Annotated in this window: 12 protein-coding genes; 6 read left to right on the plus strand and 6 right to left on the minus strand. The window is 72.0% G+C overall.

From position 1 onward, the window contains the following. Nucleotides 1-59 precede the first annotated feature (59 nt). Both CITRI_RS0104255 and dinB read right to left on the minus strand, forming a co-directional pair. A complete protein-coding gene (locus CITRI_RS0104255; RefSeq protein ID WP_010143395.1) occupies nt 60-428 on the minus strand; it encodes a DUF3040 domain-containing protein in 369 nt (122 codons plus the stop codon). Nucleotides 429-540: 112 nt separating this feature from the next. Then, nucleotides 541-1,797: a DNA polymerase IV gene (gene dinB / locus CITRI_RS0104260; RefSeq protein ID WP_010143396.1), complete on the minus strand. Its 1,257-nt coding sequence runs from the start codon at nt 1,795-1,797 to the stop codon at nt 541-543. 42 nt (nt 1,798-1,839) lie between these two features. Here dinB and CITRI_RS0104265 point away from each other — a divergent pair, with 42 nt between their 5' ends. After that, nucleotides 1,840-2,949: a polyprenyl synthetase family protein gene (locus tag CITRI_RS0104265; RefSeq protein WP_237708981.1), complete on the plus strand. Its 1,110-nt coding sequence runs from the start codon at nt 1,840-1,842 to the stop codon at nt 2,947-2,949. A gap of 9 nt (nt 2,950-2,958) precedes the next feature. On the opposite strand, the gene CITRI_RS0104270 is transcribed toward CITRI_RS0104265, so the two are convergent. Continuing rightward, nucleotides 2,959-3,348 (minus strand): Rv2175c family DNA-binding protein, encoded by a 390-nt coding sequence (locus CITRI_RS0104270; protein WP_010143398.1) that lies wholly within the window; start codon nt 3,346-3,348, stop codon nt 2,959-2,961. 249 nt (nt 3,349-3,597) lie between these two features. On the opposite strand from CITRI_RS0104270, the gene CITRI_RS0104275 reads away from it, so the two are divergent. Genes CITRI_RS0104275 through CITRI_RS16275 form a run of 3 tightly spaced genes read left to right on the plus strand, consistent with a single transcriptional unit; the run spans nt 3,598 to nt 6,882 of the window. After that, nucleotides 3,598-4,701 carry a LysM peptidoglycan-binding domain-containing protein gene (locus tag CITRI_RS0104275; RefSeq protein ID WP_010143399.1) on the plus strand — a complete coding sequence of 368 codons (1,104 nt, stop codon included), beginning with the start codon at nt 3,598-3,600 and terminating at the stop codon, nt 4,699-4,701. Between the two features lie 46 nt (nt 4,702-4,747). Beyond that, nucleotides 4,748-6,229, plus strand: coding sequence for a protein kinase (locus CITRI_RS20575; RefSeq protein ID WP_369732103.1), 1,482 nt, complete (start codon nt 4,748-4,750; stop codon nt 6,227-6,229). Continuing rightward, a complete protein-coding gene (locus CITRI_RS16275; protein WP_010143401.1) occupies nt 6,196-6,882 on the plus strand; it encodes a PASTA domain-containing protein in 687 nt (228 codons plus the stop codon). The genes CITRI_RS20575 and CITRI_RS16275 overlap by 34 nt, the downstream gene beginning before the upstream one ends. 76 nt (nt 6,883-6,958) lie before the next feature. On the opposite strand, the gene CITRI_RS0104285 is transcribed toward CITRI_RS16275, so the two are convergent. After that, nucleotides 6,959-8,362: a class II 3-deoxy-7-phosphoheptulonate synthase gene (locus CITRI_RS0104285; RefSeq protein WP_010143402.1), complete on the minus strand. Its 1,404-nt coding sequence runs from the start codon at nt 8,360-8,362 to the stop codon at nt 6,959-6,961. A gap of 99 nt (nt 8,363-8,461) precedes the next feature. Further along, nucleotides 8,462-9,160 carry a 1-acyl-sn-glycerol-3-phosphate acyltransferase gene (locus CITRI_RS0104290; RefSeq protein WP_010143403.1) on the minus strand — a complete coding sequence of 233 codons (699 nt, stop codon included), beginning with the start codon at nt 9,158-9,160 and terminating at the stop codon, nt 8,462-8,464. 83 nt (nt 9,161-9,243) lie between these two features. Between CITRI_RS0104290 and CITRI_RS0104295 the strand changes: the two genes are divergently transcribed. Both CITRI_RS0104295 and CITRI_RS16280 read left to right on the plus strand, forming a co-directional pair. Then, nucleotides 9,244-10,035 (plus strand): carboxylesterase, encoded by a 792-nt coding sequence (locus CITRI_RS0104295; RefSeq protein WP_010143404.1) that lies wholly within the window; start codon nt 9,244-9,246, stop codon nt 10,033-10,035. A gap of 228 nt (nt 10,036-10,263) precedes the next feature. Beyond that, complete coding sequence (locus CITRI_RS16280) at nt 10,264-10,524, plus strand: hypothetical protein (protein ID WP_141565942.1); 261 nt, start codon at nt 10,264-10,266, stop codon at nt 10,522-10,524. Nucleotides 10,525-10,537: 13 nt separating this feature from the next. Here CITRI_RS16280 and CITRI_RS16285 read toward each other — a convergent pair whose 3' ends face one another. Next, on the minus strand, nt 10,538-11,614 hold the full coding sequence (locus tag CITRI_RS16285) for an ROK family protein (RefSeq protein WP_083843293.1): 1,077 nt from the start codon (nt 11,612-11,614) through the stop codon (nt 10,538-10,540). Between the last annotated feature and the right edge of the window lie 149 nt (nt 11,615-11,763).

The raw sequence follows: 11,763 nt of genomic DNA on the forward strand, positions 1-11,763 counted from the left end.
CCCCGCCGCAATGCGGCGGGGTCCTGGGGTGAATCATTCGTGACGGGCTGCTGCCACCGTCACGGGTCCTGATGGCGGCGCTGCTCCCAGCGCTGCTCCAGTCCATCCATGAAGGCGGAGTTCTTCCTGGCCGATGCCGTCCCGGACGCACGGCCCGTTGAACCGGCCTTGGTGCGCGCCGTGCCGACGTAGACGCCCACGGCCATCAGGACGAAGCCGATGATGCCCAGCCAGATCGCCTGCTGGGAGATTCCCCAGAGCATGACTCCGAGGCCGACCGCCGCAGCCACCGCTCCGGCGACCAGTCGCGAGGTCGAGAACCGAGAGGTCCCCGTCTCACTCATGCTCGTGGCAAAGTGCGGGTCCTCGGCGTTCAGCTGTTGCTCCAGCTGCTCCAGGAGCTTCTGCTCCCGCTCAGACAACGGCATCGCTGCCTCCTCCTCCAGCCACGAATTTCGTAGTACTAGCATAGGGCCCGGGCCGCACGCCACGCCATATCGGCAACGCCGGTCGACCCGCTCAGACCGGACTTTTCCGCGATCAGCGTAGGCGCGGGCGCCGGGGTGCGGGCCCGCCGTCCACGAGGGTCGCCGGCCGCAGTGCCGCGGAGGGGAATTTACGCCGGATGTCGTCCGCGACCCGGTCCGCCTCGGACCAGTCCGCCTCTGCCCCCTCGTCCTCCCAGGGAAGAGCGTCCTGCACGGCAACGCCGGCGCCGCTGAGGCGCTCGGCACGAAGACCCACCAACCGGGCCGGGTGCCGCCGTGCAGCCAGCAGTTCCGCCAGCAGCTCCTCGGCCGCCTCGGCCAGCGGCCCCGCCGAGTCGACCGGCACCGCCAGGGAGCGGGACCTGTTCCGCACGGTCAGGTCAGGAGCCTTGAGCTTGACTGAGATCGCGCCGGCACGGACCCCGGACCGGCGGAGCCGGAAGGCGCATTCGTGGGACAGCGCCACGAGGATCCTGTGCAACTCGTCCCGGTCCGTCACGTCCACGTCGAACGTCCGCTCCACCCCCAGGGACTTGGCCTCCCGCTCGGGCACCACCGCCCTGTGGTCGATACCGCGGGCCAGATCGACCAGGACCGGCCCGTTGGACCCGAGCCAGCGTTGCATGCGCCGGGGCGACTGGGCGGCGATGTCACCGACGGTCTCCAGGCCGGCCTCCACGAGCCTGCGCTGCAGCACGGGACCGACACCCCAGAGCGCCGAGACCGGCAGCGGGTCCAGGAATGCCCGGGTCTGCGCACCGGGAACCACGCCGAGCCCGTCCGGCTTGGCACGAGTCGAGGCGATCTTGGCCACGGACTTGGTGGTGGCCGCACCCACGGTGCACGGCAACCCCGTCCGTTCCCGGACGCGCTCACGGATCAGGGCGCCGATCCGGGCTGGCGGGCCGAGCCGGCGTCGGGCCCCGGAGACATCGAGGAAGGCCTCGTCGATACTGAGCTGCTCCATCACCGGGGTGAACGAGCCCAGGATGTCCATCACCTGACGGGACGCGGCAGTGTACCCCTCGTGCCGTGGTTCCACCACCGCGACGCCTGGGCAGAGCGCGAGGGCGTGGGCCAGCGGCATCGCCGAGCGCACGCCACTGCGCCGTGCCTCGTATGAGGCGGAGAGCACCACGGAACGTCCGCCCCGGTGGGCCACGAGGGCGGGCCGGCCCCTGAGGTCCGGGCGTTCGAGCAACTCGACGGAGAGGAAGAAGGCATCCATGTCCACGTGGAGGATGACGGCATCCCAGGAGGGATCCTGGGCCGCCGGCGGGGGCCCCCCGGCGGAATTGCGTTCTTCCATGGCTCCAGCCTAGGCCGATGTCCCGACGGTAGGCTGGAGGACGTGCCATCCTCAGCCCCCGCATCCCCCTGTCAGGACCACCTCCCGGAGGAGGCCTTCGTCGAGGCGGTGGACCGCCGGATGGCGGCACTGCTCGCCGACTACCGGCGCAGCGCCGAGGAGATCTCGACGTCGGCCGCGCCCCTGGTCGAGGCCATCGCCGGCCTGGTGCGCGGCGGCAAGCGCGTGCGGGCCATCCTCGCCTGGTGGGGATGGCGCGGCGCCGGTGGCGCCGTGGACGACCAGCGGATCATCGACGCCGCGGTGGGCCTGGAACTGTTCCAGGCCGCGGCTCTGATCCACGACGACATCCTCGATCGGTCCGATACGCGCCGCGGGGAACCCAGCATCCACCGGGCCTTCGCGGCCCGTCACCAGCAGGCGGGATGGCGTCAGGACCCCGAGCACTTCGGGACCTCCGCCGCGATCCTGACCGGGGACCTGTGCCTGGCCCTGAGCGAGGAGGTGTTCGCCCGCGCGGCGGATGCCACGGGATCGCCGGCCGCCGGCAGGACCATGTTCAATCGGATGCGCTTCGAGGTCATGGCCGGCCAGTACCTCGATGTCCTCGACGAGGTCGAGGTGCCCGGACAGGATCCCGCTGAGGCACTGGCCCGTGCGCGCACCGTCCTGCGGTACAAGTCCGCCCGGTACTCGGTGGTGCACCCACTCAACCTCGGCGGGGTGCTGGCGGACACGGACGGCGCACCCCTCTCCCACTACGAGGCGTTCTCCCTCCCCCTGGGTGAGGCCTTCCAGTTGCAGGACGACCTGCTGGGCGTCTTCGGCGATCCCGAGGTGACCGGCAAACCGGCCGGGGACGACCTGAGGGAGGGCAAGCGCACCGAGCTGGTCGCCCACGCCCTCTCCCTGCTGTCCCCGGGCCAGGCGAGGATCCTGGAGGACGCGTTGGGCGATCCGGATCTCACGCCCGAGTCAGTGGCCCGGCTCCAGTCGCTGCTGACGGAGTGCGGGGCCAGGGCCCGGGTCGAGGACGAGGTCGCCATGCTGGGCGACCAGGCGCTGGGCGCCCTGGACGAGATGACGGTGGACGATGCGGTGCGGGACGGGCTCGCCCGCCTGGCGCACCGCATCCTGCGGCAGGACCGCTAGGACGGTGCCCTACCAGGCCAGCGCCTGCGCGCGACGCCGGATCTCGGTCTTGCGCCCCTCGCGCAGCGCGTCCACCGGACGGCCGGGAAGCGAGTCGTCGGCGGTGAACAACCAGCGGATGGCCTGGTCCTCGCTGAAGCCCGCGTCCTTCAGCACGGAGACGGTCCCCCGCAGCGCCTCCAGGGGGCCGTCCTCCTGGACGAACAGGGCGGGCACGGCCCGATAGGCGTTCTCCCCGATGCGGGAGGCCAACAGGCGGCCATCATTGACCATGTTGTGCACCCGGGTCACGGGCATGTCCCAGCGCTCGGCCAGGTCAGGGAAGGCAACCCACTCTCCGACCAGGTCTTCCAGGGGCTGTTCCGATGACGGGTTGTCAGTGTGGTCCGTTGTAGTCACCGCTCCAGAGTAGCGATCGGCGGGAACTCCCGGAACGCCCTTGACAGGCACGGCGAGGCAGTCGGACCCCCCTCGAAGACGACACGCCAGGGTTACCTTATCGTTACGTTTACGATTACCTTTCGATAAACATCGTCCGGTACGTTGTCGTACGTCACATTCTGATCACAGGCACCATCCACCAAGGATTGTCACGCCAGTCACACTGACCGTGAGACCTCCTTCGGTGCCCCACCGCAGAGGAAATCCATGTCTGAACGCTCGACCGGTACATCGCGCCTGCTGAGGTCCGCCGTGGCCACGTCCACCCTGCCCCTCCTGGTGCTGGGATCAGCGGCCCTGGCGGCCCCCGCGGCTGCCGACGCGCCCCGGCAGGCGCTGGCCCCCCGGTCGGTCACGTCCGTCAACATCGAGATGGCCCAGGTGCGCCTCTCCTCCGCGACGCTGGCCTCCAGCCTGCCGGCAGCCTTCGTCGCTCCGACCGGGACCACCCAGGCGTCCAGGACGGCGGCCACCCACACCGTGAAGGCCGGGGACACCCTGTCCGGCATCGCCACCCGCAACGGGATCGGCCTCTCGACCCTGCTCAAGGCCAACGGGCTGTCCTCCGCCGCCATCATCCATCCCGGCCAGACCCTCAAGCTCTCCGGCACGGCCGGCCAGCAGTCCTCCGGCTCCACCTCCCGGGCCTCTGCCGGGACCTACACGGTCAAGGCCGGGGACACCCTGTCCGGCATCGCCACCCGCAACGGGATCGGCCTCTCGACCCTGCTCAAGGCCAACGGGCTGTCCTCCGCCGCCATCATCCATCCCGGCCAGACCCTCAAGCTCTCCGGCACGGCCGGCCAGGGGGCGGCAGCCGGCAACGACCTCGTACCGAGCACCTTCCTCCACTACACCTACCCGGACCATGTGGTGTCCTCGGCCAACGCGAACAAGCGCGCCCTGCTGGGCGCCGGTGTTCCCTCACGGTCCCAGATGCAGGCGATCATCGCCGACACGGCGCGGCGGATGGGCGTGGACCCGAGCCTGGCACTGGCGCACTCCTTCGCGGAATCCGGCTTCAGCCACGCCGCCGTCTCCCCCGCCAACGCCATCGGCGCCATGCAGGTCATCCCGTCCTCGGGGACCTGGGCCTCCGCCCTGGTGGGGCGCAAGCTCAACCTGCTGGACCCCTACGACAACGCCACCGCGGGTGTCGCCATCATCCGCAAGCTGCAGCGCACCGCCCCGTCGGTGGACATCGGGATCGCGGCGTACTACCAGGGGCTGGGCGGGGTGACGCGCAACGGCATGTACCCGGACACCAAGCGGTACGTGTCCAAGGTCAAGGGGTACATGCAGCGGTTCTGACCCCCGCGTCCCCGGAGCGTCCGGGGTCCCGGTCTACCCTGTAATGGTGAAGGAACGCCGCACCGACCCCTTGAACGGGACCGTCATCGAGGGACGGTACGAGATACGGTCCCGCCTGGCCCGGGGCGGGATGTCCACGGTGTACCTGGCGGTCGACCGGCGCCTGGACCGCGAGGTCGCCCTGAAGGTGCTGTATCCCCACCTGGCCGAGAACCCTGCGCTGGTGGAACGGTTCGAGCTCGAGGCCAAGACGGCGGCCAGGCTGTCCCACCCGCACGTCGTCAACGTCCTGGACCAGGGCGTGGACGAACGCCCCGACGGGGACCTCGCCTACCTCGTGATGGAGTACGTCCCCGGCTACACGCTCCGGACCGTGCTGCAGCGCCGCCGGGCGATGACCCCCCGGGTGGCCCTGGCGTACCTCGAGGCCATCGTGGACGGGCTCGCGGCAGCCCACCGGGCCGGACTGGTCCACCGGGACATGAAGCCGGAGAACGTCCTGGTGTCCCGTGACGGGCAGATCAAGGTGGCTGACTTCGGCCTCGCCCGGGCGACCACCGACTTCACGGGCATCGGTGCGGCCCTCGTGGGCACCGTGGCGTACATCTCCCCGGAGCTGGTGAGCGGCTCCCCCGCCGACGAACGCAGCGACATCTACGCGGTCGGCATCATGGCCTACGAGATGCTCACCGGGCGGCAGCCGTTCGTCGGTGCCTCCCCCATCCAGGTCGCCTATCAGCACGTCAACAACGAGGTCCCGCCGCCCTCCGGCCGTATCCCCGGACTCGCCGACGCCCTCGACCGGCTCGTGCTGTGGTGTACCGCCCAGAACGCGCGGGACCGGCCGGCAGACGCCGGCGTCCTGCTCACCGAGATCCGGCACCTGCGCTCCACGATGGCGGACGCGGACCTCGATGCCGAGCCACCGGTCATCGCGGCCGGGATGGCCGGGGAACGGTCCACGGAGGCGCTCGGGCGGGTAGGCACGGATCCTGACGACGAGGCCCGGGCGGAGGATCAGGCCACCGAGGCCTTCGGTGCCGTGACCCCCGCGGTCGGCGCGGGGGCTCCCGCCATGGACGACGTGTACCGGGACGCGGGATACGGGGTGGACGCTGACCACGACGAGGACGCGGACGTGGCCCCGGGGGATGCCACGGACGTGATCGGTGATGCCGGCGCCACGGAGGCCCTGGACCCCGGCGTCACCACGGCCCTTCCCCACCGGGCACGCAACGCACCTCGGTCCTGCCCAGCCTTCCGCCGGACCCGGGGCGCCGCCCCGGCGGTTCAGGGCAGTCGGGCGCCGGCGCATCGGCGGTCCCGCCCCAGGACCGTGGCACCGTCCCCGGCCCACTGCTCCCCCGATCCTCGGGCAGGTCGCCCAGGTCGCCCAGGTCGCCCAGGCCGCCCTCGACGCGGCAGCAGCGACGCCAGGCGATCCGACGTGCCCGCACCCCCACTGAGGACCTGGGGCGCCGGAGCGGGACGCGGATGTGGATCTGGGCGGCGGTGGTGCTCATCCTGACCGCGGTCCTGGTCCTGGCCGGCTGGTTCTTCGGTTCAGGGCCGGGCGCCCTGGTGGTCGTCCCTGACGTGGAGGGGCACAGCAAGGCCGCGGCGGTGGAGGAGCTGCAGCAGACCGGGGTCGGCTACTCGCTGGCCAGCGTCCACCATGATGTGGTGGCCGAGGACAGCGTGATCTCCACGGATCCGGGGCCCGGCACCGAGCTGCGCAGGTTCAACACCGTCCTGGTCACCGTGTCCCTGGGGCCTGAACTGTTCGACGTGCCGGACGTCACCGGCCTGGCACGCGAGGAGGCCGCACGGGCACTCGCCGGGGCGGGATTGAGCCTGGGCCGGGTCTCCACGGAGCACTCGGACACCGTGGACGAGGGGCTGGTGATCCGCCAGGAGCCGGTCGCCGGGGCGAACCTGCGCGGCGGCCGTCCGGTCGCCGTCGTGGTGTCGGACGGGCCGGCTTCCGTGACGGTGCCCGACGTCACCGGCCAGTCCACGGGACGAGCCCGCGGGGTCCTCGAGGGCGCCGGCTTCACCGTGGAGGAGACGCGGATCCTCGGGGAACTCTTCGGAGACCGGGAGGGCACGGTCCGGAGTCAGTCCCCCGAGCCCGGCAGCCAGGCCCCACCGGGCTCGACCGTGCGCATCGTCATCCTCTGACGCGGCTGCGCCGGGGCGGGCGTCACGCGCGGACGCCCCGGCGGGGAGGCAGCCGTCCGCCGGGGCGTCCGCCCGCTCAGGCCCCGCGGCCGGCCCGGGATAGTGCCTCGGTGACCAGGAAGGCCATCTCCAGGGACTGCTGGTGGTTCAGCCGGGGGTCCACGAGGGACTCGTAGCGATCGGCGAACGCGGACTCGTCGATCGGATCGGAGCCACCGAGGCACTCGGCCACGTCGTCACCCGTCATCTCCACGTGCAGTCCGCCCGGGTAGGTCCCGGCGTCGCGGTGGACCTCGAAGAAACCGCGCACCTCGTTCATGACGTCGTCGAAGCGGCGGGTCTTGTAGCCGTTCGCCGCGGTCACGGTGTTGCCGTGCATCGGGTCGGTGACCCACAGCGGGGTGGCGTCCGAGTCCCTGACCGCCTCGACCAGCGGAGGCAGGTTCTCCCGGATCCTCTCCGCGCCCATGCGCGTGATGAACGTCAGCCGTCCCGGCTCACGCTCCGGATCCAGCTTGTCGATGAGTGCGAGGGCGTCCGCGGGCTTCGTGGTGGGACCGAGCTTGACCCCGATCGGGTTGCGCACCTTGGAGAGGAACTCGACGTGGGCACCGTCCAGGTCACGGGTCCGCTCGCCGATCCACAGGAAGTGCCCCGAGGTGGCGTACGGCAGTCCCGAGCGCGAGTCGATGCGGGTCAGCGGACGTTCGTAGTCCAGCAGCAGGGCCTCGTGGGCGGTGAAGAAGTCAGTGCGGCGCAGGGCCTCGAAATCGGCGCCGGCGGCGTCCATGAACCGGACGGCACGGTCGATCTCCTGGGCGAGTTCCTCGTAGCGGGAGTACGCCGGGTTCCGCATGAACCCCTGGTTCCACGCGTGCACGGACCGGAGGTCCGCGAAGCCACCCTGCGTGAAGGCGCGGACCAGGTTCAGGGTCGAGGCGGAGGTGTTGTAGGCCTGCACCATCCGTCGGGGATCGTGCCGGCGCGACTCGGGCGTGAAGTCGAAGCCGTTGACGATCTCACCGCGGAAGGACGGCAGGGTCACCCCGTCCCGGGTCTCGGTGTCCGAGGAACGCGGCTTGGCGAATTGGCCGGCCATCCGACCCATCTTCACCACCGGCAGGGAGGCGCCGTAGGTCAGCACCACGGCCATCTGCAGGATGGTCTTCACGCGGGCGCTGATCTTGTTGGCCGTGGCGCCGGCGAAGGTCTCGGCGCAGTCACCACCCTGGAGCAGGAACGCCTCGCCCCGTGCCGCCGCGGCCAACTGGGTCCGCAGCACGTCGACCTCACCGGCGAACACCAGCGGAGGGGCGGAGGACAGTTCCGTCATCACCTCGGCGAAGGCCTCCCGGTCCTCCCAGGTGGGCTGCTGGGTGATCGGCTTCTCCCGCCACGTGTCCAGGCCGGGATAGTCGGCGGCCCCGTTGGACTGGGCTGAGCCGAAGGCCGGGGTATCGGTGCGGGGATCAGAAATCATGCTCCAAGGGTACGGAACGGTTGCCGTTCCCACGTCCACGTGACGATCTCCTACCCCTCCGCCGGCGTGCGGCTCCCGGATGCCGGCCCGACGGCGCGCTCAACCGGCGTCGCGGCCGTCCGCCGGGGGCGCGTTCTTCACCGTGGCGGCGTACACGTCCACGTACTCCTGTCCCGACAGGCGCCGGATGGCCTCCATGATCTGGTCGGTGACCTGACGCTCCACGAAGCGGTCGCCGGCGCGGTCGTAGTACTCCGAGAAGTCGAGCGGGGGGCCGAAGATCATGCCCACGCGGCGGATGTTCGGAATGGTCCTGCCGATCGGCTGGACCTTGTCCGTGCCGATCATCGCGATGGGCACGACGGGGACCCGCGCGTTCAGGGCCAGCTTCGCCACACCGAGCTTGCCCCGGTACAATCGGCCGTCCGGGCTGCGGGTGCCCTCCGGGTAGATCCCGAGCAGCTTCCCGTCCTGCAGCACCTCGAGCCCGGAGCGCAGGGAGTCCAGTGAGGCCTGGCCGCCGGCACGGTCCATCGGCAGCTGATGGGTGGCCTCGAAGAACTTCCGGGTCAGCCACCCCCTGACGCCCTTGCCCGTGAAGTACTCCATCTTCGCCAGGAAGTGGACCTGGCGGCCGAGTTGGGACGGCATGAAGATCGAGTCGGAGACCGAGAGGTGGTTGCTGGCCAGGATCGCCCCACCCTCCTCGGGGACATTGCCCAGGCCCTTCACCCAGGGCCGGAACACGAGGTTCGTCACGGGTGCCACCACGAAGGTCTTGGCGAACCAGTAGAACACGATGGTCTTCCTCTCAGGTGGTGGCGTGGACCGTCCCCAGTCTAGGGAGCGATCGCGGGGGGCCGGGACGCTACGCTGGGGACATGATCGCCCACCAGCGGGCGCTGTCCCTCCACGGCGCCGACGACGGCCCCCTGGCCGCGTCCGCCGGGTCGGGATCGACGGGGGTCGCCCTGTTCCACGGGTTCACCTCCGGCCCCGTGTCCGTGACCGGCTGGGCCCGCGCCCTGGCATTGGCGGGTGCCTCCGTGGAGGTCCCGCTGCTGCCCGGCCACGGGACCCGGTGGCAGGACCTCCAGGTCGTCACGGCCGACGCGTGGCGGGCCACCGCGCGGGACACGGTCGACCGCCTGTTCGCCCGGAACGACCGCGTGGTCGTCGCCGGGCTGTCCATGGGCGGCGCGCTCGCCCTCGATGCTGCCGCCCACCGGCCCGTGTCCGGCGTCGTCGTGGTGAATCCCGGACTGCGTTTCGCCTCCCCGGCCGCCCCCCTGGCGAGGGTGCTCAAGTACGCCGTCCGCAGTGTGGCACCGATCGCCAACGACGCCGCGCGCCCCGGGGTGGACGAACAGGCCTACCCGCGCACCCCGGTGGCCGCCGTCCAGCAGGTCGGCGCCCTCCAGGCCGCCGCCCGGGCCGGACTGCCGGCGATCACGGCACCGGTCCTGGCGTTCCGGTCCACGACCGACCGCGTGGTGCCCCACTCCTCCATGACCGCCCTCGCTCGCGGCCTGGCCCCTGGGCTGCTGACCGTCAGGCCGCTGTACAACAGCTTCCACGTGGCCACCCTGGACTGGGACGCGGGGGTCATCGAGGACGAGTCGATCAGGTTCATCGCCCGGTTGGCACGTGGACGGGCCGACGTCCGTGGCTGATCCCCTGGACCGCGACCACGAGGGCGGCGACCCCGAGCACCGGGACCCGGACGAGGTCGATCGCCGGTGGCAGGAGATCATCGCCGGGCTGGGCCCCCTGGACGCCGGCGCCCGGGATCCCTCGTGGCCGGAGCCCACCGCGGCGGGACCGGCAGGACCGGATCCGGACGCACCGGACCGCGAGGCCTCCCCGGCCCCGGCCGGGAGTGGGGCCCACGCGACTATCCGGTGGACGAGGACGACGGGGACTTCATCCCGCCCGAGCCCCCCGCGCTCGGCTCCGGCAACCCGCTCGTCGTGCTGAGCATGATCGGGGTGGCCGGTGCGCCGGCGGCCCTGCTGCTCGCGGCGATCCTCTGGCCCTCGCTGCCCGGACTCGTGCTCGCGGTGCTGATCGCCGCGTTCGTGGCGGGCGCCGTCGGACTATTCTTCGCCCTCCCCCGGGACGCGGACCGGGACGGCCCCGGCGATGACGGCGCGCAGGTCTGATCGGCGCGACCGGTCACCGGCCGGCGATGGCCGAGTCCCTCACGCACCAGCCGGCGCGCTCCAGCGCCACGCCCGCCGCACCGAGCCAGCCGGCACGGTTGCCCAGGCTCGCGACGCTGACGGACGGGATCGGACGCCGTCGCCCGCCGGGGACGTGGCGGGCCAGTTCCGCCCGGGCGGGCTCGAGCAGCAGGTCACCGGCGACCGCCACGCCGCCGCCGATGACGAACCGGGAGGGGTCCAGCACGGCGGCCAGCGTGGCCAGACCACGGCCCAGCCACCGGCCCGTCTCCTGCACGGCCCGCACGGCGCCCGGATCCCCGGACAGGGCGTCGTCGAGGACCGGCCGGGCGTGGGGGCGTCCGGCGCGGGCGGCCAGGGCCTCGGCGGAGACGAGCAGTTCCCAGCATCCGGTGTTCCCGCAGGGGCACGGCAGTCCCGAGAGGTCCACGGTCATGTGCCCGAACTCCCCGGCCATGCCGTGCGCGCCGACGTCCACCACCCCGTCCTGGACCAGCGCGCCCCCGATGCCGGTCCCGATGGCGACCATGACCATCCGGTCCGGCCCGCGGACCGGGTCCGGACCCGCCGGCGGGACCACCGGGTCCCCCAGCCGCGCCTCCGCCCAAGCCGCCGCGTCCGCGTCATTGACGACCGCGGGCCAGGGGACGGTACCGAGGGACGGGCGGGCGGCCCCCTGCGCATCGGAGGGCAGTCCCCTCGCCTCCGAGAGGGCGGCGCCCAGGTCCTGGGGCAGGGGCCGCTGGCGCCACCCCATCAGGTGCGGGCTGAAGACGGCGGTACCGCTGCGCGGGTCGATCCAGGCGGCGGCGGAGACCCCCCACGGCACGGGCAGGCCCGGCCAGCGGGCGTCCAGGGCCTCGAACAGCTCGAGCGCCGTGCGGGCGCACAGGGCGCTCAGGCCGGCCCCGTCCGCCTCGAGATGGTGAGTGACCCGGATCTCCGTGAGCGCGGGCACCAGTCGGCCCCGGCCGTCCAGCAGCACCGCCCCGGCCTTGACCGCCCCGCCTCCGACATCGAGCCCGATGGCCGCGGCCACGGGTGCCCCCGGGTGTGCAGATCCGCCCATCGCGCCGGCCACCGCCTTCCGGACCGTCGGTCCCGCCGTCCTGCTGACAACCGAAGTTACCCATGAGTAGAATATTGCCTGTGGTGCAGGACACACCAGCCGGACCCCTCCGGTAGGGTCAGAGATCACGGGGACCCCCGCCCCGGAGG

The organism is Citricoccus sp. CH26A (genome assembly GCF_000224415.1).
Lineage (GTDB): Bacteria > Actinomycetota > Actinomycetes > Actinomycetales > Micrococcaceae > Citricoccus.